Source organism: Actinokineospora fastidiosa (assembly GCF_014648415.1).
Taxonomy (GTDB): Bacteria; Actinomycetota; Actinomycetes; order Mycobacteriales; family Pseudonocardiaceae; genus Actinokineospora; species Actinokineospora fastidiosa.
Genome location: NZ_BMRB01000002.1, coordinates 454,762 through 474,991, shown reverse-complemented (window position 1 = coordinate 474,991; position 20,230 = coordinate 454,762). Strand labels below are relative to the sequence as shown.

Sequence of the window (20,230 nt, the reverse complement as noted above, 5' to 3'; positions counted from 1 at the left end):
GTCGGAGCATCGCAGATGAAGTGCGCGCACGCAAACTTGCGTGCACGCAAGGTTTCTGTCTACCGTGGATGGCCCGACCGAGAAGAGGACAAGACCATGCGAGCTGTGGGCATCAGCTACGACACCGGCTTCATCAGCGGTGGCACGAACTCCCGTGAGCACTTCGACCTGGAGCAGATGAGGCGCGAGCTGACCGTCATCCGCGACGACCTCGGCTGCGACGCCGTGCGGGTGATCGGCGGCGACCCGGAGCGGCTGGAGGTGGCGGCGGCGATCGCGGCCGAACTCGGCCTGGAGGTCTGGTTCTCGCCCTACCCGCTCGAACTGGCGGCCGACGAGATGCTGTCGCTGTTCGCCGACTGCGCCGAGCGGGCCGAACGGCTCCGGGAACGCGGCGCCGAGGTCGTGTTCGTGGTCGGCGCGGAGATGAGCCTGATGAACAAGGGGTTCCTGCCCGGCGTGACCCAGGCGGAGCGGCTGCGGTCGCTGCTCGACGATCCGGAGCGGCTGCCCGGGCTGGTCGGCGAGGTGTCCGCCAAGGTCAACGCGTTCCTCGCCGAGGCGGCGGCGCTCGTGCGCGCTCGGTTCGGCGGGCGGATCACCTATGCGGCGATCCCGCTGGAGCGTGTCGACTGGACGCCGTTCGACATCATCGGCGTGGACCTGTACCGATCGGCTGAGGTGGCCGACCAGTTCGCCGACGGGGTGCGCGCGCTCGTCGCGCAGGGGAAGCCGGTGGCGATCACCGAGTTCGGGACCGCCGCCTACCGCGGCGCGGGGGAGCGGGGCGGGCGGTGCATGGAGATCCTCGAGTACGACGACGCGGGCGTGCCCGTCCGACTCGACGGCGAGTACGTCCGCGACGAGGAAGGGCAGGCCGCGTATCTGCGGGAACTGCTGGAGATCTTCGACGAGGGCGGGGTGGACAGCGCGTTCGTGTTCCTCTTCGCGCTCACGAGCTTCCCGCACCGGCCGGACGGTGATCCCCGGGACGACCTCGACCTCGCCAGTCCGGGGATCGTCCGGGTCCGGGAGGACGGGCAGTGGGAGCCCAAGGCGGCCTTCACCGCCCTCGCCTCGCGGGGTGGGATGCTGACGGGGTGAGCGCAAACGACGTCTTCCTCGCGGACTGCCCCGCGCGCACCACACTGGACCTGGTCGCCGACACATGGTCGGTCGTGGTCGTGTTCGGGCTGGGCGCGGGTCCGCAGCGCTACAGCGACCTGCACGACCGGATCGGCGGGATCAGCAAGAAGATGCTCACCCAGACACTCCGCAAACTGGAGCGCAACCGGCTCGTCGAGCGGCGGGTGCTGGCGACCGCGCCCGCCGGGGTCGAGTACCGGCTGACCGGGCTCGGCGAGAGCCTGCTCGGGCCGGTGTCCGTGCTGGCCAGGTGGGCCGAGGACCACGCAGACGACCTGGCGTGAGCGCCGTGGGGAACCCGATGGTTCCCCACGCCTGCCTAGCGTTGTCCCCATGCGAATCGGACTTCTCGGCGCGGGCTCCATGGCCGACGCGCTCGGCACCCGGTGGGCGGCGGCAGGCCACGAGCTGATGGTCGCCGGGCGTACCCGCGACAAGGCGGAGGCGCTGGCCCGCAAGCTGGGCGGCCGGGCGGGAGCGTTCCGCGAGGTGGCGTCGTTCGCCGACGTCGCCCTGATCGCGGTGCTGTACCAGGGAATGCCCTACACCCTCACCCAGATCGGCAACGCACTCCGCGGCAAGCCGGTCATCGACTGCAACAACCCGGTGGAGACCGACCGCTTCACCCTGACCACCACCCCGGGCCGGGCGATGGCGGAGGACATCGAACAGGCCACCGGCGGACACGTCGTCAAGGCCTTCAACCTCTGCCACACCCGGGTCTGGGAGATGACCCCACCCCGCTTCGACCACCGCCCGCTGGTCGTCCCCTACTGCGGCGACGACCCCACCACCCGAACCCTGACCCACACCCTGATCACCGACCTGGGCTGCACGCCGTTGCACATCGGCGGACTTGAACAGGCCCACCACCTGGAGGCCATGGCCGCCATCGTCATCTCCCTCCTGTTCACCGGCCACGACCCCCACACGGTCTTCAACCTGGTCGACACAACCGAACCGGTCGCCTCGTAGTGCCGTGACGAGGTGTGCTCGACTTCGGTGACAACGCCTCCGTCGCGGCGAAGAACGCGATGCCCTCGTTGGCCCGAAGGTCACCGCGGACGTCGGGACCAAGAAGGGCGAGAAGATCGACTACGCCCTGGTCCACGACGGCCAGGTGCAGGTGCTGGTCGAGGCGAAGAAGGTCAACGACTCGCTGCCGATCGAGCACGCGTCGCAGTTGTTCCGGTACTTCGCGGTCACCAACGCGCGCATCGCGATCCTGACGAACGGGCAGGTGTACCAGTTCTACACCGATCTCGACGCGCCGAACCGGATGGATGCGAAGCCCTTCCTGGTGCTGGACTTCGCCGACATCGACGACACGTTGCTGCCGGAGTTGGCCAAGCTGACCAAGGAGTCCTTCGACCTGGACTCCGTGATCAGCGCGGCCGGGGAGTTGAAGTACATCGGGCAGCTCAAGCGGGTGTTGGGGGCGCAGTTCAAGGAGCCCGAGGACGACTGGGTGCGCTTCCTCACCAGCCGGGTGTACGACGGGTCCTTCACGCAGAAGGTGCGGGACCAGTTCATCCCGTTGGTGGCCAAGGCGTCCCGGCAGTTCCTCAACGAGCAGGTCAACGACCGGCTCAAGAACGCGCTCGGCGGCCCCGGGTCCTACGTCAGCGTCTCCAGCGATCCGGTGGAGGCCGAAGTGGACAAGGCCGCCGAGCCGTCCGCCCGGTCGGAAGGGGACATCCAGACGACCGAGGAGGAACTGGAGGGCTACCGGGTCATCCGGGCCATCGTGTGCAGCGAGGTCCCCGCGGCACGGGTCATGGCGCGGGACGCCAAGACCTACTGCGGGGTCCTGCTGGACGACAACAACCGCAAGCCCATCGCCCGGCTGTGGTTCAACCGGTCGAGGAAGTACCTGGGCGTGTTCGACGAGAACAAGGCCGAGACCCGCGTTCCCATCGACACCGTCGAGGAGTCTACGCCCACGCGGACCAATTGCGGCGCACCGTCAGCCGCTACCTCGACCCGTCAGTAGTAGCAACGCCCGGTGCAGGCGTAGATATACAGGGCGCCGCAGCCCGATGACAGGACCGTGCACCCATCGCGCCTGCAGTAGGGCGGGTTGACGCACCAGTTGTCGATCGTGTTGCAGGTGCAGTTGTCCAGCACGGTGGCCTCGTCGGCCGGGCCGAGCTCGGCCATGAGCTGGAACGCCTTCTCCTGCCCGAACGCCGCGACGGCCGACTCCCTGACCCGCGTCAGGGCGCCGTGGACGGACGCGGTGACCGGGCCCGCGAACGTGGACTCGGTCGCCGCGATCGTCCGGAACGCGGCGACCGCGTCCGCCTGCGCGCGCGTCCGCCCGGGCTGGTCCAGCACCCACTTGTCGATGTGCTCGACCCAGACCGCGCTGCGGGTGCTCGCGGGCAGCTCGGCGAGGATCGCGCGCCGGTACGCAGTGGGGTGCTTGACGATCTCCCCGTACGTCCGGGGCAGCCGGTCCCGGTTGGCCCGCATCCACGTCTGGACCGCGTCCGTGTCGCCGAAGGCGGGAACCCGGCCGCCGGCCAGGATCGCGGCGGCGACGGCCGTGCCCGCGCCGAGTCGCAGGAACTGCTTGCGCCCCATGCCGTCGGAACTGTCGCTTTCGGAGCGGCGAAGCTCGCCCAGCGCCTGGAGCACCCGGACCGTCGAGCGGAATCCGAGCCAGCGCACCAGCGGCAGCGCCATCCCCGGACCCGTCCAGACGCGCACCTGATCGCCCCGCACGCGCACCAGCGTGGGCGCCCACGGCGCGTCCTCGGACCGCCACGCGACCACCTCGGGGTGGCTGAGCGGAAGGATCTCGAGTTTGCCGTCGCACGCGCGCGCCACCGCGTCGGACAGCTGCCTGCACGTGGCGCAGGCAGCGTCGAAGGCCAGGACCCATCGTTGCTGAATCATCGGAAAAGACCTCCCCAGTCGTGCCGACAGTAACCAGCGCGGGCCGCGCGCACCCAGCACCCGACCGGGTGACGCAGTACCGAAACACTGCTGGGTGATAGGAACGCGTCACCCGGTTGGGTGCTGGGGCGTGAACCCGAGCGGTGGCTACTGTCGAAGTGCTTGGGGGACCTGGGGAGGTTGCAACCAATGACTGATCAGCGGTGGATTCTGGCGTTCGACGCGTCCTGCGGGAAATGCCGCGAACTGTCCGACGTGGTGCGCCGCGCGTGCGAGGGCAAACTCGAAGTGCTCGCGCTGACCGACCCGGACGTGGTGCGGTGGCGCACGGCGGCGTTGGGTCCGAATCCCCGATGGGCGCCGACGTTGTTGCGGGTGCGTGGCGAGCGGGTGCGGGCGTGGACGGGACCGGCGATGGCGCTGCCGCTGGTGCGCTGGCTCGGAGTCCGCTCGACGGTCCGGGTGCTCCAGGCCATCGGCGAGGCCCGGGAGGCGGCGGGCGGCGCGACGGAGGGCATGGGGCGCAAGCAGTTCCTGCGGTTGGGCGCGGGCGCTGTCGCCGCGGCGGCGATCCTGGTGGCGGGCCGGACGCCCGCGTTCGGCGCGTCCGAGGCCGATGCCGCGAAGGCGTGGGCGGCCGCGAACCGCTCCCGCCTCCCGCAGACGTACGCCGAGATGGTGCGGCACACCGTGACCTACCGCCGCGCGATCTTCGCCGAACTGCCCGCGGCCGTCCGCAGCGCCATGTGGGTCGAGCACATCGACAAGTGGGCGCGCGCCCGCGGCGGCCTGACGCAGGCGCAGGCCGACATCGTCGCCGCCGTCCGGAAGATCGCCGCGACCGAGTCGACGTTCCGGCTCCCGGCGTCCCCCGAGGTCCTTGACGCCCTGCTGGGCATCAAGGAACGGGCGATCGCCGAGTTCGGCCACGCCGACGCCTTCCGCCTGCTGGCCGCCCTGGGCCCGGACGACCCCCAGTCCCTCCTGGCCCCGAAGTGCGCCTGCAACCTCTGGGACGACTGGTGCAGCAACGAGACCTCCTGCATCGCCATCCAGGGCGACTGCGAGCGCACCAGCTCCGGCTGCGGCGACCTCTGGCTCGCCCCATGCAACGGCCGCTGCTTCAACTAGCCGCCTGACGGGACCACTGCACGGAGGCAGCGGCAGGACGGCCAGCGAACCACGCATGCCGACAACCGGCTATCCCGGCGCGCCGCCGGGATAGCCGGTTGTCGCTCCGGCGGCGTGCGGGGGTTAGCGGTAGTCCTCTTCGTCCGCGGCCGCGGTGCGGTGTTGGTCGAGGGCGTCGGCGGGGTTGGCGTCGGAGGGGAGTTCGCGCGGAGGCTCCTCCGGGCGTTCGTCCTGCGCGGGCTGGGCCTGTTCGACGGCGTCGGCCTCGGGATCCTCGGGGGAGACCTCGACGGGTGGCAGGGCGCTGCTGTCCTGGGCCTCGTCCGGGGTGCGGGCCGGGTCGAACTCGGTCATGGGGGACCTTTCGGGTTGGGGGCAGGGGGAGTGGCGAGCGGCCGCTGGGGCCGCTCGCCACGGGGTGCTCGCCCTCGCGGGTTGCTTGCCACTTGGAATAGTCGGCTTCGCGGGAGCCGTTCGCCACCTGGGTGGTCGGTCTCGCGGGCGGCTCGTGGATGGTTGGCCTCGCGGGGGCCGTTCGCCATCTGCGTGGTCGGCCTCACGGGGTACTCGCCACTCGGGGGTCCCGGGACCGGTCGCCACCTGCCGGTCGACTTCGCGGGGGCCGCGCGCCACGTGGATGGTCGCGGTCGCGGGGCCGTTCGCCACCGGTGGTCGCGACCGTGGGGCGTTCGCCAACCGCGGTCGGCCTGCGGCCCTCCCGCCGACGGCGCGACCGCGACCGCCACACGGCGGCGGCTCGCCACCTAGGGGCTCCCGACACACGGGAGACCGGGGTGCTCCCGTGTGGCGGGAGCCGCCTGTGACACCTGGGTGCTCCAGCTCGCGGGAGCCTGCTGTGCCATTGAGGGGCTCGCAGTCCCGGGTGCCGGCTGCCGCTTACGGCGGTCGCGGTCGCGGCCGTTCGCCGGAGTGCGGGTCAGCGGCCGCTTTTCGCCTGGTCGGCGGTTCGGCCGCCCTCGTCTCGGGCCTTGTCGCCGACCTCGCGGGCGGCGGCTGCCGTCGTCTCCTGGACGTTGTGGGCGGCGTGTTTGGCCGTCTCGCCGACGTCGGCGCCGATGCCCTTGGCCGTCTCGGCGGCCTGCTGCTTCAACGACTCCAGTTGGTCGCTGTCCTGCACCTTGTCCCGGACCTGCCGCGCGGCCTTGCGTTCCTCGTCGGTGGCCGGGAGCAGGCCCGCGGTCAGCAGGCCCGCGCCGAAGGCGATGAGGCCCGCCGCCAGGGGGCTGCCCTGCGTCTCCGCCCGCACCCTCTGCGGGGCCTCGCGCGCGGCCTCGGCCGCGTGGTGGGCCTGTTCGCGCACGGTGCCCGCGCCGTCGGACATCGAGTGCTTCGCGTCGTCCATCGTGCCCATCACCCGCTCTCGGAACCGGCCGAGGCCCCGGCGCGCCTTGTCGCCCTGTCGGTGGGCGATGCGCTTGGGGCTTGTCTTGTCGACGAGCCGGTCGAAGTTGTGGCTGAGTTCCGCGCGCGTGCGCCGGATGTCAGCGCTTATGTGGTCGGGTGTCGTGCCCATTGCGCGTCCTCCTTGAGGGTCTGCAGAGTCTGCTCCGGTTTGGGGGACACCGAGCGCATGGCCGCGCGGCCGCGGAAGTACAGCACCGCGCCGATCACGGCCCACACGGCCGCGACCAGCAGCGTGGCCCAGCCGAGGTCCATCACGTTGCCCAGCCCGTACGCGGCGGCGAGGCTGAGCAGCAGGGCGACCATGCCGCCCGCGAAGCCCGCCCCGCCGAGCATCCCGGCGGCCTTGCCCGCCTTGGCGGCCTCCCCTTTGAGCTCGGCGCGGGCCAGCGCGACCTCCTGGCGCAGCAGCCTGCCGAGGTCGTCGGTGATCTCGCTGACGAGTTCGCCCAGCGACGGTTCCTCAGTGCGCGGTCGAGTGGAATGCGTCATCGGCGCACCGGTCCTCGGCTCGGGTCGGCCGTCTGGTGCGCGGGCATCGTCGGGACGGGACCCGGCTGGTCGGGAATGCGGCCGTACGCGGGGTTGACGCTCTCCGCCGACGGCTGCCGCTCGACGCGCTCCTCGACGTCCGGGATGGACTCGCCCGAGCCCGCCAGGCCCTTGCCGATCCTGCCGATGAGGAAGCCCGCTGCCGCCGATCCGAGCAGGAACGCGCCCGGCCGCCTGCGGGCGAAGCCGCGCACCTGGTCGAGCAGGTCGTCCGGCCCGCCCTGGCGCAGCTGGTCGGCGAACTCGTGGCCCTTGTCCGACAGCTGCCGCGCGACCGCCCGCGCGGGCGTGTCGCCCGACCCCGCCATCTCGCCGAGCTCGTCGGCCCACTTGGCCAGCATGTCGGCGGCTCGGCCGCTCTGCTCCTGGGCCTCCTGGCCGAGCCGGTCCCGCACGTCGGACGCGACGTGCCGCACCTGGCGGCTCGCCTCCGACGCCACGTGCTTGACCTGCTCCTGGGCGGTGCCCGCCACCTCGGACGCCGACGTCTTCGCCTGGTCCGCGGTGGCCTTCGCCTGTTCCCGCATGCCCCCCTGCTCACCCTGCCGAGCATGCGGCGGCGCCTGTCCCGTCGAGTGTGGATCCACCATTGCCTCCGGAAGGTGTCGAATCGGGTCTCCGGTCGAGTACCCGATCCGGGGAGGCGTAACCGGCGGACAATTCGGGCATCAGCGCCCGGCGGGCTGGAACAGCTCGACGAGGTTGCCCGCCGGGTCCCGCAGCAGGACCTGCTGCCCGCCCGGGCCGGTGACGATGTCGTTGCGGAAGGGGACACCGGCCGCCCGCAGCCGCGCGACCTCGGCGGCGATGTCCTCGACGATGAGGTGGATGCGGTTCCAGCCGCCGGGCTCGGGCACCGCGCCGTCGGGCATCGGGCGGCCCGCCGAGCTGCCCGGTCCGGCCAGCAGCAGGCGCAGCGGACCCCGGGTGACGGCGGCGAAGGCGGGCGCGGCGTCGAAGTCGACGGCGAACCCGAGGTGGCGGCGGTAGAAGTCGACGGCGGCGGCGACATCGTCGACCATGTAGCGCACGCTGGCTGTCTCAGTCGTGGTGGGCATTCTCGGCACTTCCGGTGGTGAGCAGGGCCAACAGGAACTGGTTGCGGGTCTCGATCTCCTCTGCCACGCGGCAGAACTCCGCGTAACCCGCGTCGTCGGACGAGCCCGCCGCGGTCGGGTCGGGCAGGCTCCAGTGGACGGTCGTGGCGGACCCGTGGTCGCGTGGGACCTCGCGCACCTTGTCGCACAACGTGATCACGTAGTCGAACCGGCGGTCGGCGAGGCTCGCCATGGCGGTCGTGGTCTTGCCGCCGAGGTCGATGTCGTAGCGCTCCCGCATGACGCGCACGGTGTTCGGGTGCAGGGCGGGCTTGGGGTGGCTGCCCGCGCTGGCCACCTCGACCCGGCCGCCGCCGCGCTGGCGCAGCAACGCCTCGGCGATGGGCGACCGCGCGCTGTTCCCGGTGCACAGGAACAACACCGAACCGCCGAGCGGGCCGGGCGGGGCCGGGGGAGCCAGCGCCGGGTGCAGCGCCCCGGCTGCCTCGGCGAACGCCCTGCCGCACCGGGCCAGGTCGAGGTGGTAGTAGCTGTCGCGGCCGTCGAACGTGCTTCGCCGAGCCGTCACGAGACCCGCGGAGCGCAACAGCCGCAGGTGGTAGGAGACCAGGTTCTGCGGTTCCCCGACCGCCGCGACCAACTCGCGCACGCGGCGGTCGCCCCCCGCCAGTTCGCTCATCAACGCCCAGCGCAGCGGGTGCGCGGCCATCCGCATCAGCAACGGAACGGATGCCCGGTCGTCTCCCATCGCCCGAAGATACATCCAACCAGCTTGATGCATCAATCCCATTTGATGATTCCGTGTCAGCAACCTGCCGTGTGGTTGAACCGGACACCACCGCGCCCCCAGGCTGGGAAGCCACAATGGAGGTGAGGACGCGGGATGACTGGCACGGGACTGGTCCGGATCACCGTCACCGCACCGCACCGCAGCATCGACCTCGCGCTGCCCGACGCCTCGCCGGTCGCCGAGATCCTGCCCGGGCTGCTCGTCCACGCCGGGGAGCGCGGCGCGGACAACGGCGGCTGGACGCTGCGCCGGGGCGACGGGACCCCGCTCGACCTCGGCCGCACCCTGGGCAGGCACGGCGTGCGGGACGGCGAGGTGCTCCACCTGGTGCCGCGGCGCGTCGAGTGGCCGGAACCGGAGTACGACGACCTGGTCGACGCCATCGCCACCAGTTCGGGCCGCGCGGGCCGGACGTGGGGGCCCCGGCACACCCGCGCCGCGGGGCTCGCCGCTGGCGGCGCGCTCATGGCGGTCGGCCTCGGCGCGGTGCTCGCCTCGGGACCGTCGTGGACGGGCGCGGCGCTCTGGTCGCTCGGGCTCGCCGCGCTGCTGCTCGTCGGCGGCGCGTGCCTGGCCAGGGCGGTGGGCGACGCGGGGGCGGGGGCCGTGCCCGCGGGGATCGCGCTGCCGTACGCGTTCGCGGGCGGTGCGCTGGTGTACGCGGGGGAGAGCCCGATCGGCGACCTGGGCGCGCCGCACCTGCTGTCCGGATGCGCCGCCGTGGTGCTCGTCGCCGTGCTGGGCCACATCGCCGTGGCCGCCTGCCCGGTGCTGTTCGTCGCCGCCGCGACGGCGGGCCTGTTCGGGGTCGCGGGCGCCTGGCTGTCCACAACGGACGCGATGGCCGCGCATGACGCGGCCGCGGTCGTGGCCGGGCTGCTGCTGGCGTTCTCGCCGATGGCCGCCTCCGCGGCGATCCGGTTGAGCCGGGTGCCCATGCCGGTGCTCCCGAGGACCACGGCGGACCTGGTGCGCGACACCCCGCAGCCGCCGAGGGACGCGGTGCACGCCGCTGTGGTGCGCGCCGACGCCATGCTCACCGGGATCGTGGTCGCCGTGGGCGTGGTCAGCGCCATCTGCCAAGTGCTGTTGACCATCCGGGGCGGGACGGCGGCGACGGTGTTCGTGGCCCTGCTGGCGGTGGGGTTCCTTCTCCGCGCCCGCCTGTACCCGGTCCTGTGGCAGCGCGCGGCGCTGCTGACGGCGGGCCTGGTCGGGCTCGGCTGCCTGGCGCTCGGTCCGCTGCCCGCCCTGGGCGCGCTGCTGGTCGCCGGGCCGGTCGCCGTGCTGGTCGGCGTGGCCGCGCTCGCCGTCGGCCTGCTCCGCAGCAGGCGGGCGGCCGGACCGTTCCTGGGCAGGTACGCCGAGATCCTGGAGGTGGTCGTGGTGCTGGCGGTGGTCCCGGTGGGCTGCTGGGTGCTCGACCTCTACAGCTCCGCGCGCGGCCTGGGCGGCTGAGATGCGCGGGAACCGGGTCGGCGCGGCCGTGATCGCCGCGGTCATCGCCGCAGGGCAGCCGACGCCCGCCGTCGCCGCGCCGCCGCCGGGCGCGTGCCGCGACACCGAGCCCGCGCGGCCGCCGGTCCGCGAACTCCCGTGGGCGCAGGAGCTGCTCGCGCCCCAGCGCGTGTGGCCGCACAGCACCGGCGCCGGGGTCGTGGTCGCGGTCGTGGACTCCGGCGTCGACGCCGACCACCCGCAGCTGCGCGGGGGCCGGGTGCTGCGGGGCCAGGACTTCTTCCTGGTCGGCGACCTGCCCGGCGCCTTCGACTGCGGGTCGCACGGCACGGCCGTCGCCAGCATCATCGCGGCCGCGCCGCAGGAGGGGATCGGCTTCCGCGGCCTCGCGCCCGGAGCGCGCGTCCTGCCGATCCGCGTCACCGACCGCGACGGCGGCCGTGGGGCGGGGATCGACCCGAAGGTCCTCGCGCAGGGCATCCGCTACGCCGCCGACCAGGGGGCGGACATCATCAACCTGTCGCTGTCGGGCACCCGCGACGACAAGGCGGTGCGGGACGCGGTGGCCTACGCGCAGAGCAAGGACGTCCTGATCATCGCCGCGGTCGGCAACCTCCAGGGCGAGGGAAGCCTGCCGTCGTACCCGGCGGGGTACGACGGGGTGATCGGCGTCGGCGCGGTCGACATCTCCGGCGCCCGCCTGGAGTCCTCCCAGATCGGGCCGTACGTCGACATCGTCGCCCCCGGCGGGGGTGTGCTCGGCGCGACCAGGGTGGCCGGGCACACCTACTGGGACGGCACCAGCTTCGCCGCGCCCTTCGTCGCCGCCACCGCGGCGCTGGTCCGCTCGGCGTGGCCGGACCTGCCCGCCGACCAGGTGGCCCGCCGCCTGCTGGCCACCGCGGGCCCCAGCCGGGGCGGCATCGGCAGCCTGGCCTACGGCGCCGGGACCGTGAACCCGTACCGCGCGGTCACCGAGGGCCTGGTCGACTCCCCGCCGAACGTGACGGCCCCGGTCGTCATCCCGCGGCCGGACCCGGGGGAGCTGCGCGCCGCCGAGCGGTGGGCCGTCACGCGGTCCCGGTCCCACGCCTGGACGCTCGTGGTGCTCATCGGGACCGCAGTCGCCCTCGCCGCCGCGCTGACCGTGCCCCGGGGCAGGCGGCGCCGCTGGGCGCCCGGCGCCGCCCACCTGCCTGCCGCCCGCCCGGTGCGGGACGAGCCGCCCGAGCAGCTGTTCCTGCTCGACCCGCCCGGACGGTGAGCCAAGACAACGGCCCTGGCCACCAGGCCAGGGCCGAAGTCGTCGCCGGTCACCTCGGATGGTCGGCCACCCGGCGGATCGTGCCCGTGCCCGACGCCTCCGCTGCCTGGTACTCGGCCACGCAGCTCATCGCGTCATCGCACAGCGCGCTGTACGCCGGGGCGATGGCGTCCGCGCGGGCCGCCAGCCTCTCCGCCAGCGGCAGGTACCCCTGCAGGAACGCCTGGGAGAGCGGGTCGCCGCCCACGCCGGACCGGCTCGCGTCGAGCGCGCTCCGGTGTCCTGCCCAGGCGCTTCCGAAGGACTCGCCCGCCGCCCGCAGCCGGTTGACGCCCCTGGTCACCCCGTCCGGGTCCATGTCGTACTGGGTCATCCGCGCTCGATCTCCTTGTCCAACTGGTGCAGGAACGGGTCGGTGTGCACGTCGCTGGTCGCCAGCTCCGCGCCGGGCGGCAGGAACTGGCGGACCACGGCGAACAACTCCTCCTGGGAGCGGGCGACCGCCTCCCGCACGGTGTCCACAATGGTCGCGGCGACGGCCTTGGCGTCGGCGGTGCGGTAGATCCTCGGGTCGAGGCGCAGCTCACTGAGCTCGCCCCGGCCCACCACCGTCGCGCTGATCAGCCCGTCCGGCGAGTCCGCCGTCGCCGTGATGTCGGCGATCCTGCTCCTGATCTCCAGCAGGTCGTCGCGCAGCCGCTCATGGCCCACCCTGCGCGCCGCCGCGTCGATCCTCGGCCGTTCCATCGGTTCCTCCCAACCCGGTCGGTTTGACGCTGGCGAGGAACCGCTGGAAGTCCCCCACGAGCACGGTGACCTGGTCCCTGCCCGTCGTCATCACGATCCGCAGCACGACACGCCTGCGGTCATCGCCGACGTCCAGCAGCGCGAGCAGGACCTGGCACTGGACCACGTCCTGCCCGACGAGGCGCAGGACCTGGGTGAAGCCCGGCGAGCCCGCCGTCCCGACCTCGTTGCGGGACAGCACCTCCACCGTCGCGCCCGTCTCCCGCAACCGGGCGACGGCCTCGTCGGCCATATCGACCAGTTGCGCGTTGTCGGGGCGGAACTGGCCGCTCACCGCGATGGACCCGCCGGACGGGTGCACCGCGACGACAGTGCCCCCGGAGGTCTCGGCGGGCTCGGGAAGCCGCCAGCCGTCCGGCAGGGCGAACTCGATCGGGATGGGGGGCGGGGTGTCCACAGCTCGGCTCCCTTCGACCGGATCAGGACGGTGACGGCGTGAACCAGCCCGCCACGGTGTCGCCGAGCGCGGCGCCCGCGTCCTGCAGCGTCCGCAGCGACTCGGCCGGGTCGATGACGATGCTGCCGCCGACCTTCCCGCCGATGCCGAGCGCGCCGCCGAGGCTGCCGCCGATCTCGAACTTGCCGTCGGGCCGGGTGCCCATGGTGACCCCGGCCTCGAACCCGACGCCCGCCCACTTCTCGTGCGTGACGCCCGCGCCGAGCCCGCCCGCCTCCACGTTCAGCGAGTTGCTCACCTTGGCCCCGGCGAAGGCGCCCACCTCGGTGTCGAGGTACTTCGGCCCCACGTCGAGCGTCGCGCTCGCCTCTAGGCCCCCGAGGACCTCCGTCCGGGTCCTGGCGGTGAGGTCGCCGACGTCGAGCTGGGTGTCGAGCGACCCGCCCGTGCCCCAGGCCGCCCGCTCCTCGAACTTCCCGCCCTGCTCGGTCGGGGTCGACGCGGACTCGCGGTACAGCGACTCCGACGGCAGGCCGGTCGAGTGCCACGAACCGGCGTCCGCGGTGAACCGGACGTCGTGGTCCTTGCCCGCGATGTTCAGCTGGTGCGTCTTGCTGTCCAGCTTCGCCCACGCGTCGGCGACCTGGCTGTAGTCCCGGGTGTAGCTGGCGTTGCCGAGCTTGCTGGGCGACCCGAGGTCGCCGCGCTTCTGGGCGGTCTCCACGCCCACCCGCTCGGTCCTGGTCTCCCGCGACTCGACCGGCCGTCGGGGGTCGTCCTGGTTCTCGGGCTTGTCGCCGTAGGCCCAGTAGTCCGGCGCGGAGTCCTCAGCGCGCTCCCTGCCGTACTCCAGGTGCTCGGCGTCGAACTGGTTCCACCGGTCCCGAACAGTCTGGCTCATGTCGTCGATGAAGCCGGAGATCCCGTTCGCCGCGTTGGTGACCAGGCTCTGCTCGGCGTACTCGCGCTCGCCCGGCGGGAGGGTCGCCCGTGCCATGTCGTAGGTCGTCCCGCCCCGGTCCAGCTCGCCGTCGATCTCGGCTTTGGCGTGCCGGAAGTCGTCGGCGGTCTCGGTCGCCGCCGTGCCCACCCTCGTCGCGAGGTCGCCGACGGCGGCCGCGTCGTCGGTGACCCCGGCCGCGCGCTCGTCCAGCTCCCGCCCAGCCGGGTCGGACCAGCCCGCCGCGGTCTCGGCGGTGGCCTGCTTGCCCTCGTCGCCTGCGTTCTTGCCGCTGGTCCCGGCCTTGGTCAGCTCGTCGCCGATCCCGCGCAGCAGGTCCGGCTCGGTCTCCGGCATCCGGACCAGCTCGCGCACCCGCGCCTCGAACTCCCCGGTCGGCCGGTCCTCGGCGGGCGCGCCCTCGCCTGCCGGTGGTTCGCCCTTGCCGTCCCCGCCTTCGGCAGGCGGGGACGATTCGGCGGGCGCCTCCTCGGCTGTCTTGCCAGGGTCCTCGGCGGTCTTGCCGGGTTCGTCGGCGGTCTTGCCGGGTTCGTCGGCGGCCTCCGGCGCAGGGTCCGCCTCGCCCTGGGTCTTCTCCGGCGCCGACCCGCCTTCCGGCGCGGACTCCGACGACTCCGCGGCGGACTCCTCGGCCGGCGGCGACGACTCGGCCGGAGGTGATGACTCGGCCGGAGGTGATGACTCGGCCGGAGGTGATGACTCGGCCGGGGCAGACGATTCGGCGGGGGGAGACGATTCGGCGGGTGCTGAGGACTCGGCAGGCGGTGACTCCGGGGCCGGGGCCGGATCGGACGTCGCGCCGCCGCCTGGGGCCGCATCGGCCATCGCGGGACACCTCTCTTCTCATCTGTCGAGTGTGGACAGCCCCGAGGAGGCCCCGGCGGGACGGGCCGGGGCCTCCGGTCGTGACGTGGTCAGGCGCTCATGCGCCCGCAGGACCGCTGGACCGCGCCCATGTTCTCGTGCTGACAGGACATGACGCCCTGGTTCATCGCCTGCAGCAGCTCCTGGCCTGCCTGCATGGCCGCCTGGAACGCCTGGCTGATCTCGGCGAACACGCCGCCGCCCTGGTCGGTCCACTCGGCCTCGGTCATGCCCGAGGTCTGGCGCCAGTTGTCCATCGAGCCCTGGACGCCGCCGACGCAGCCGTTCATGCCCGCCGCAAGGGACTCCAGTGCCGCGAACACCGCGAGCTTACGGGTCATCGTCGCTCTCCTTCCGGTTGTCTGTCAGTGGTCAGCCGCGCAGGACACCGGCGAAGGCGAACGCCGCCGACGACCCGCCCGCCAGCGCGGCCGACTGGGCGCCACCGCCGCCCGAGTCGCCGTCGGAGTCGCCACCGCCGTCCCCGCCGTCGGAGTCGCCGCCGCCGGAGTCCCCGCCATCGGAGTCACCGCCACCGGAATCGCCGCCGCCGAAGTCGCCCCCACCGAAGTCGCCGCTCAGCTCACCGCCGAAGCCGCCCCCGAACCCGCCGCCGAAGCCGAAGCCCCCGCCGAATCCACCCCCGAAGCCGCCGCCGAACCCGCCTCCGCCGCCCTCGGCGCCGCTGAGGCACATGGTTCCCTGGCGGTCGGCCTCCAGGTAGTCGTTCATCGCGAACCGGGTGTCGTTGCCCAGCTTCTCGAGCTTGGCGCACAGGTTGCGGATGGCCATGTCCCACTTGCGGAACGCCTGCTGCAGCGCGACCGACTGGTCCATGTTCCACTGCGCGGGGATCACCGAGTTCACCTGGCCGTCCAGGTTCTTCCGATGCTCCTCCAGCTCCTGGACGACCATCATCGCCAGCTGCGCCGCGCGGGCGAGGGTGTCTGTGTTGGCGTCCATGAGACCGTTTCCGGCCATAGGACTCTCCTTCCGATCGGACGGGTTGGTCTGTTCCCCGCGCGCAGCGGAAGCGGGATCGGTCGTGCGCCACGAGGGACACGGCCCGAAGCTAGTTCCCCCGACCCCGTCGGAAGGTGTTCGCGGCACGTTCCTGCCACGGCCGCCGCCGCGCCCGATCGCGGCCCGAGAATCGGTCCACGCTGGACGACGAGGGGGGGAGGTGTTCTCCGTGGCAACGGTCGTGGTGCGCAGGCCGGTGCGCCGCCCGGCGCCCGAGCCGCCGTCGGGCGAGCTGGTCATCGACCCGCCCCCGGAGATCCCGAAGCCCGGGGGCAGGCAGTGGACGCAGCTGCTCATGGTCGTCCCGATGATCGCCATGATGGCCGCGATGATGCTGATGTTCTCCGGTGGCTTCACCCAGGGCTCCGGATCGACGCGGTTGGTGGTCTTCGGCCTGTTCGGCGTCGGCATGCTGGGGATGCTCGGCATCGCGCTGCTCAACTCGTCCGGCCCCAACAAGCGCGAGATGGGGTACGAGCGCCGCGGCTACCTGCGTCACCTGGCCCAGCACCGGATGCGGATGGCCCGCGCCGTGCGCGCACAGCGGGAATCCATGCTGTACCTGCATCCCGAGCCCGCCGCGCTGCTGACCCTGGCCGTCGGCCACCGGCTCTGGGAGCGCCGCCCGGTCGACGGCGACTTCGGCGTGGCCCGCATCGGCACCGGAGCCCAGCGGCCCGCGCTGACCCTGGTACCCCCGGAAGCCAAGCCGCTCGACCAGCTGGAACCGCTGTCCGCGCTCGCGCTGCGCCGCTTCATCACCACCTACGCCGCCGTGCCCGACCTGCCGCTCGCGATGGCGGTCAACGGCTTCAGCCGCGTCTACCTCCGCGGCGACCGCGCCCGGGTGCTCGCGCTGGTCCGCGCGCTGCTGGTCCAGCTCGCCACCTTCCACTCGCCGGACGACCTGCGCGTGGCCGCGTGCCCGGCCCCGGACGCGCGGTCGGAGTGGGACTGGCTCAAGTGGCTGCCGCACGCGCTGCACCCCGACCGGACCGACGCGGCGGGCCCGCTGCGGCTGGTAGCGCCGTCCATCGTGGCGATCGAGGCCATGGTGGACGACCTGATCGGCAAGCGCCCCCGGTTCGACCCCGCGGTGGACCGCCGCGACGCCCTGCCGCACATCGTCGTCGTCATCGACGGCGGCGCGACGGCGGGCTCCGACCACGTGATGGCCGACGGCGGGCTGGAGGGCGTCACCGTCATCGACACGCGGACCGAGCCGCCGCGCGCCCTGGACCCGTCCGTCATCGTGTTGACGGTCGACGCTGACGGCGCGCTGTCCAGCGAGACGATGGACGGCGTGGTGGACCTCGGCGCCGCCGACGCCATGGACCTGCCCACCGCGCTCGGCGTCGCCCGGGTCCTCGCGCCCCTGCGGGCCTCCGCGAGCGGCCGGGGCGAGCAGCCGATGAGCACGGACCTCGACCTCGCCGAGCTGCTGGAGGTCGGCGACCCCGCCGCGTTCGACCCGGCCGACACCTGGGTCCGGCGGCCCAACCGCGACCGGCTGCGGGTCCGCTTCGGCATCCGCGCCGACGGCACGCCGGTCGAGCTCGACCTCAAGGAGTCAGCGCAGGACGGGATGGGGCCGCACGGCCTGCTGATCGGCGCCACCGGGTCCGGCAAGAGCGAACTGCTGCGCACCATCGTGCTGGGGCTGGCCATCACCCACCCGCCGAACTCGCTGAACTTCGCGCTGGTCGACTTCAAGGGCGGCGCGACCTTCGCCACGCTCGACAAGCTGCCGCACACCAGCGCCGTCATCACCAACCTCGCCGACGAGCTGCACCTCGTGGACCGCATGACCGACGCGATCAACGGCGAACTGCTGCGCAGGCAGGAACTCCTGCGGGCGGCGGGCAACTTCGCCTCCCTGCGCGAGTACGACAAGGCCCGCGCGACCGGCGCGCCGCTGCCCGAGGTCCCCACGCTGCTGGTGATCTGCGACGAGTTCAGCGAGCTGCTGTCGGCCAAGCCCGACTTCATCGACATGTTCGTGCAGATCGGCCGGGTGGGCCGGTCGCTGGGCGTGCACCTGCTGCTGGCGAGCCAGCGGCTGGAGGAGGGCAGGCTGCGCGGCCTGGAGACGCACCTGTCGTACCGGATCGGCCTGCGCACGTTCTCCGACCTGGAGAGCCGCGCGGTGCTCGGCGTGGGCGACGCGGCCAGGCTCCCGCGCGCGCCGGGCCACGGCTTCCTGCGGCAGGGCACCGAGCCGCTGGTGCGGTTCCGCGCGGCCTACGTCTCCGGCATCCACCGCACGCGCACAGCGGACACGACCGGGCAGCACCACCAGAAGGCCCTGTCGCTGCTGGAATACACGACCGACTACCTCGCACCCGCCCTGCCCGCCAGCCCCGAGGTTCCCGAGCCGGACGGCGACGAGGTGGGCGAGAGCCTGCTGGACGTGCTCGTCGAGCGGATGCGCGGCCGGGGAACCCCCGCGCACCAGGTGTGGCTGCCGCCGCTCGGCGACTCGCCCACCCTCGACCAGCTGCTCCCGGACCTGCGCGCCCACGACGACCGCGGGTTCGGCACGGCGGACGACCGGCTCGCCGGGGCGCTCCGCGCGGTCGTGGGCGTCGTGGACCGCCCGCTGGAGCAACGGCGCGACCCGCTGGTGCTGGACCTCTCCGGCGCGGCGGGGCACGTGCTGGTGATCGGCGCTCCCCAGTCGGGCAAGAGCACGGCGCTGCGGTCGGTCATCGCCAGCCTGGCCCTGACCCACACCCCGCGCGAGGTCCAGTTCTACTGCCTCGACTTCGGCGGTGGCGCCCTGGGCGCGCTGCGCGGGCTGCCGCACGTCGGCGGCGTCGCGGGGCGGCAGAACGTCGGGGCGGTGCGCCGCACCGTCGCCGAGGTCCGCACCCTGATCGCGCACCGCGAGCGCGCCTTCGCCGAGCACGAGGTCGAGGGGATGCGCGACTACCGGCGTCGGCGGCCCTCGGCCGACGACCCGTTCGGCGACGTCTTCCTGGTGATCGACGGCTGGTCCACGCTGCGCACCGAGTTCGACGACCTGGAGGCCGTCGTGGCCGACATCGCCGCGCGCGGCCTGTCCTACGGCGTGCACGTCGTGGTGTCCTGCGCGCGGATGTTCGACCTGCGGATGAACATCCGGGACCTGTTCGGGACCCGCATCGAGCTGCGGATCGGCGACCCGGTCGACAGCATGGTGGACCGGGCGTCGGCGATGAAGGTGCCCGAGGGCGCCCCGGGCCGCGGTGTCACGCTCACCCGCCACCAGCTGCTGACCGCCCTGCCGCGCGTCGACGGTGACAGCGACCCGGGCAGCCTCGCCGACGGCGTGCGCGGCCTGGTGGCGGCGGTGGCGTCGGCATGGCAGGGAGCACCCGCGCCCGCGGTGCGGATCCTGCCCGCGCAACTGCCCTACGACCAGCTCGCGAGCGCCCACGACGCGGGCGCGCACAAGCTCGCCGTCGGCATCGCCGAGGACGACTTCGGGCCGGTGCACGTGGACTTCGGCGCGGACCCGCACCTCCTGCTGCTCGGCGACACCGAGGCGGGCAAGACGACGTTCCTGCGCGTGCTGGCGCGCGCGATCGTCGACACCTACGAGCCGAGGCAGGCGCGGATGGTCATCGTCGACCACCGGCGCGGCCTGCTCGGCGACGTCACCACCGAGCACCTGCTCGGCTACGGCACCGACCGGGACACCACGGCGCGGCTCATGCGGCAGGTGGCCGAGGAGATGGCGGTGCGGCTGCCCGGCCAGGACCTGACCCCGGAGCAGCTGCGCGACCGCAGCTGGTGGCGCGGACCCGAGCTGTTCGTCCTGATCGACGACTACGACCTGGTGGCCGGGCAGCTCGACAACCCGTTCCTGCCCTTGGTGGACCTGCTCGCCCAGGGCGGCGACATCGGCATGCACGTGGTGGTGACGCGCCGGACCGGCGGGGCGGGGCGGGCGCTGTTCGAGCCGTTCCTGTCGCGGCTGCGCGACGTGGGCTCGCCGGGACTGCTGATGTCCGGCGACAAGGACGAGGGCCCGCTGCTCGGCGGGCTCAAGCCGGAGCCGCTGCCGAGGGGCCGGGCGTGGCTGGTGAACCGCCGGTTCCCGGCCCGGCTCGTCCAGCTCGCCTGGCTGCCCAAGGACGCTCGATGAACGGGGAGGACCACATGTGCGGACAGCGCCGTGAGCTGGACGGCGACCCGGAGGCGATGCTGCGCTTCGCCGCGCGGGTCGGGCAGGGCAGCGCGCCGGTCGACGTCGATCCCGTGATTCCCCCGTGTCCCGGCGGGATGCGCGGGTGCGCGGTCTTCGCCGCGGCGGACATGCTGTCCACCGCGGCGCTGGCCGAATTCGTGGCGGAGACCGAGCACGCGGTGGCGGCGCTGCGCGCGGCGTCGTTCCTGGCCGCGCAGGACTACCTGGCGTCGGACCTCGCGGGGGCGCTCGACCTGCTCGGCGCGACCCGCCCGGAGGCGTGAG

Annotated in this window: 22 protein-coding genes; 9 read left to right on the top strand and 13 right to left on the bottom strand. The window is 73.2% G+C overall.

The window, feature by feature from the left end:
• The first annotated feature begins 96 nt into the window (after positions 1-96).
• The 4 genes from IEY98_RS12110 (at position 97) to IEY98_RS12095 (ending at position 3,139) form a co-directional block, all read left to right on the top strand.
• Positions 97-1,104: a glycoside hydrolase family 113 protein gene (locus tag IEY98_RS12110; RefSeq protein WP_189210530.1), complete on the top strand. Its 1,008-nt coding sequence runs from the start codon at positions 97-99 to the stop codon at positions 1,102-1,104.
• Positions 1,101-1,430, top strand: coding sequence for a winged helix-turn-helix transcriptional regulator (locus IEY98_RS12105; protein WP_189210529.1), 330 nt, complete (start codon positions 1,101-1,103; stop codon positions 1,428-1,430). Before IEY98_RS12110 ends, IEY98_RS12105 begins: the two co-directional genes overlap by 4 nt.
• Before the next feature lie 49 nt (positions 1,431-1,479).
• A complete protein-coding gene (locus IEY98_RS12100; protein ID WP_189210528.1) occupies positions 1,480-2,121 on the top strand; it encodes an NADPH-dependent F420 reductase in 642 nt (213 codons plus the stop codon).
• A 145-nt stretch (positions 2,122-2,266) separates the two neighbouring features.
• Entirely contained in the window at positions 2,267-3,139 is an 873-nt protein-coding gene (locus IEY98_RS12095; RefSeq protein ID WP_229786842.1) for a restriction endonuclease, read from the top strand.
• Here IEY98_RS12095 and IEY98_RS12090 read toward each other — a convergent pair.
• Complete coding sequence (locus tag IEY98_RS12090) at positions 3,133-4,047, bottom strand: bacteriocin fulvocin C-related protein (RefSeq protein ID WP_189210527.1); 915 nt, start codon at positions 4,045-4,047, stop codon at positions 3,133-3,135. The genes IEY98_RS12095 and IEY98_RS12090 overlap by 7 nt on opposite strands.
• 189 nt (positions 4,048-4,236) lie before the next feature.
• Between IEY98_RS12090 and IEY98_RS12085 the strand changes: the two genes are divergently transcribed.
• Positions 4,237-5,178 carry a bacteriocin fulvocin C-related protein gene (locus IEY98_RS12085; RefSeq protein ID WP_189210526.1) on the top strand — a complete coding sequence of 314 codons (942 nt, stop codon included), beginning with the start codon at positions 4,237-4,239 and terminating at the stop codon, positions 5,176-5,178.
• Positions 5,179-5,301: 123 nt separating this feature from the next.
• On the opposite strand, the gene IEY98_RS12080 is transcribed toward IEY98_RS12085, so the two are convergent.
• The 6 genes from IEY98_RS12080 to IEY98_RS33275 form a co-directional block, all read right to left on the bottom strand.
• Complete coding sequence (locus IEY98_RS12080; RefSeq protein ID WP_189210525.1) at positions 5,302-5,532, bottom strand: hypothetical protein; 231 nt, start codon at positions 5,530-5,532, stop codon at positions 5,302-5,304.
• Positions 5,533-6,115: 583 nt separating this feature from the next.
• Entirely contained in the window at positions 6,116-6,712 is a 597-nt protein-coding gene (locus tag IEY98_RS12075) for a DUF3618 domain-containing protein (RefSeq protein ID WP_189210524.1), read from the bottom strand.
• A complete protein-coding gene (locus IEY98_RS12070; RefSeq protein ID WP_189210523.1) occupies positions 6,688-7,092 on the bottom strand; it encodes a phage holin family protein in 405 nt (134 codons plus the stop codon). The genes IEY98_RS12075 and IEY98_RS12070 overlap by 25 nt, the downstream gene beginning before the upstream one ends.
• Entirely contained in the window at positions 7,089-7,679 is a 591-nt protein-coding gene (locus tag IEY98_RS12065) for a hypothetical protein (RefSeq protein ID WP_189210522.1), read from the bottom strand. Before IEY98_RS12065 ends, IEY98_RS12070 begins: the two co-directional genes overlap by 4 nt.
• A 141-nt stretch (positions 7,680-7,820) precedes the next feature.
• The gene (locus tag IEY98_RS12060; protein WP_189210521.1) at positions 7,821-8,210 is read right to left on the bottom strand and encodes a VOC family protein; all 390 of its coding nucleotides are present in this window, start codon (positions 8,208-8,210) and stop codon (positions 7,821-7,823) included.
• The gene (locus tag IEY98_RS33275; RefSeq protein ID WP_308425878.1) at positions 8,194-8,958 is read right to left on the bottom strand and encodes an arsenate reductase/protein-tyrosine-phosphatase family protein; all 765 of its coding nucleotides are present in this window, start codon (positions 8,956-8,958) and stop codon (positions 8,194-8,196) included. Before IEY98_RS33275 ends, IEY98_RS12060 begins: the two co-directional genes overlap by 17 nt.
• A gap of 135 nt (positions 8,959-9,093) precedes the next feature.
• On the opposite strand from IEY98_RS33275, the gene eccD reads away from it, so the two are divergent.
• The gene (eccD, locus tag IEY98_RS12050; protein WP_189210520.1) at positions 9,094-10,458 is read left to right on the top strand and encodes a type VII secretion integral membrane protein EccD; all 1,365 of its coding nucleotides are present in this window, start codon (positions 9,094-9,096) and stop codon (positions 10,456-10,458) included.
• 1 nt (position 10,459) lies between these two features.
• Entirely contained in the window at positions 10,460-11,722 is a 1,263-nt protein-coding gene (gene mycP / locus IEY98_RS12045; RefSeq protein ID WP_189210519.1) for a type VII secretion-associated serine protease mycosin, read from the top strand.
• A gap of 49 nt (positions 11,723-11,771) precedes the next feature.
• Here mycP and IEY98_RS12040 read toward each other — a convergent pair whose 3' ends face one another.
• From IEY98_RS12040 to IEY98_RS12015, 6 genes are all read right to left on the bottom strand, one after another.
• Positions 11,772-12,095, bottom strand: a complete 324-nt coding sequence (locus IEY98_RS12040) for a hypothetical protein (RefSeq protein ID WP_189210518.1) — start codon at positions 12,093-12,095, stop codon at positions 11,772-11,774.
• Positions 12,092-12,469 carry a YbaB/EbfC family nucleoid-associated protein gene (locus tag IEY98_RS12035; protein WP_189210517.1) on the bottom strand — a complete coding sequence of 126 codons (378 nt, stop codon included), beginning with the start codon at positions 12,467-12,469 and terminating at the stop codon, positions 12,092-12,094. The genes IEY98_RS12040 and IEY98_RS12035 overlap by 4 nt, the downstream gene beginning before the upstream one ends.
• The gene (locus tag IEY98_RS12030) at positions 12,423-12,926 is read right to left on the bottom strand and encodes a hypothetical protein (RefSeq protein WP_189210516.1); all 504 of its coding nucleotides are present in this window, start codon (positions 12,924-12,926) and stop codon (positions 12,423-12,425) included. Before IEY98_RS12030 ends, IEY98_RS12035 begins: the two co-directional genes overlap by 47 nt.
• Positions 12,927-12,948: 22 nt before the next feature.
• Positions 12,949-14,712: a WXG100-like domain-containing protein gene (locus IEY98_RS12025; protein ID WP_189210515.1), complete on the bottom strand. Its 1,764-nt coding sequence runs from the start codon at positions 14,710-14,712 to the stop codon at positions 12,949-12,951.
• Between the two features lie 89 nt (positions 14,713-14,801).
• Positions 14,802-15,092 carry a hypothetical protein gene (locus IEY98_RS12020; RefSeq protein WP_189210514.1) on the bottom strand — a complete coding sequence of 97 codons (291 nt, stop codon included), beginning with the start codon at positions 15,090-15,092 and terminating at the stop codon, positions 14,802-14,804.
• Between the two features lie 31 nt (positions 15,093-15,123).
• A complete protein-coding gene (locus tag IEY98_RS12015; protein ID WP_189210513.1) occupies positions 15,124-15,732 on the bottom strand; it encodes a WXG100 family type VII secretion target in 609 nt (202 codons plus the stop codon).
• 211 nt (positions 15,733-15,943) lie between these two features.
• Here IEY98_RS12015 and eccCa point away from each other — a divergent pair, with 211 nt between their 5' ends.
• A complete protein-coding gene (gene eccCa, locus IEY98_RS12010; protein ID WP_189210512.1) occupies positions 15,944-19,903 on the top strand; it encodes a type VII secretion protein EccCa in 3,960 nt (1,319 codons plus the stop codon).
• On the top strand, positions 19,900-20,229 hold the full coding sequence (locus IEY98_RS12005) for a hypothetical protein (RefSeq protein WP_229786841.1): 330 nt from the start codon (positions 19,900-19,902) through the stop codon (positions 20,227-20,229). Before eccCa ends, IEY98_RS12005 begins: the two co-directional genes overlap by 4 nt.
• The last annotated feature ends 1 nt before the right edge of the window (position 20,230 follow it).

Coding starts and splice junctions, on each gene's coding strand:
- IEY98_RS12025 (WP_189210515.1), bottom strand. CDS start 14,712: ATGGCCGATGCGGCCCCAGGCGGCGGCGCGACGTCCGATCCGGCCCCG.
- IEY98_RS12035 (WP_189210517.1), bottom strand. CDS start 12,469: ATGGAACGGCCGAGGATCGACGCGGCGGCGCGCAGGGTGGGCCATGAG.
- IEY98_RS12040 (WP_189210518.1), bottom strand. CDS start 12,095: ATGACCCAGTACGACATGGACCCGGACGGGGTGACCAGGGGCGTCAAC.
- IEY98_RS12020 (WP_189210514.1), bottom strand. CDS start 15,092: ATGACCCGTAAGCTCGCGGTGTTCGCGGCACTGGAGTCCCTTGCGGCG.
- IEY98_RS12015 (WP_189210513.1), bottom strand. CDS start 15,732: ATGGCCGGAAACGGTCTCATGGACGCCAACACAGACACCCTCGCCCGC.
- IEY98_RS33275 (WP_308425878.1), bottom strand. CDS start 8,958: ATGGGAGACGACCGGGCATCCGTTCCGTTGCTGATGCGGATGGCCGCG.
- mycP (WP_189210519.1), top strand. CDS start 10,460: ATGCGCGGGAACCGGGTCGGCGCGGCCGTGATCGCCGCGGTCATCGCC.
- IEY98_RS12070 (WP_189210523.1), bottom strand. CDS start 7,092: ATGACGCATTCCACTCGACCGCGCACTGAGGAACCGTCGCTGGGCGAA.
- IEY98_RS12090 (WP_189210527.1), bottom strand. CDS start 4,047: ATGATTCAGCAACGATGGGTCCTGGCCTTCGACGCTGCCTGCGCCACG.
- IEY98_RS12005 (WP_229786841.1), top strand. CDS start 19,900: ATGAACGGGGAGGACCACATGTGCGGACAGCGCCGTGAGCTGGACGGC.
- IEY98_RS12100 (WP_189210528.1), top strand. CDS start 1,480: ATGCGAATCGGACTTCTCGGCGCGGGCTCCATGGCCGACGCGCTCGGC.
- IEY98_RS12075 (WP_189210524.1), bottom strand. CDS start 6,712: ATGGGCACGACACCCGACCACATAAGCGCTGACATCCGGCGCACGCGC.
- eccD (WP_189210520.1), top strand. CDS start 9,094: ATGACTGGCACGGGACTGGTCCGGATCACCGTCACCGCACCGCACCGC.
- IEY98_RS12080 (WP_189210525.1), bottom strand. CDS start 5,532: ATGACCGAGTTCGACCCGGCCCGCACCCCGGACGAGGCCCAGGACAGC.
- IEY98_RS12065 (WP_189210522.1), bottom strand. CDS start 7,679: ATGCGGGAACAGGCGAAGGCCACCGCGGACCAGGCGAAGACGTCGGCG.
- IEY98_RS12060 (WP_189210521.1), bottom strand. CDS start 8,210: ATGCCCACCACGACTGAGACAGCCAGCGTGCGCTACATGGTCGACGAT.
- IEY98_RS12085 (WP_189210526.1), top strand. CDS start 4,237: ATGACTGATCAGCGGTGGATTCTGGCGTTCGACGCGTCCTGCGGGAAA.
- IEY98_RS12110 (WP_189210530.1), top strand. CDS start 97: ATGCGAGCTGTGGGCATCAGCTACGACACCGGCTTCATCAGCGGTGGC.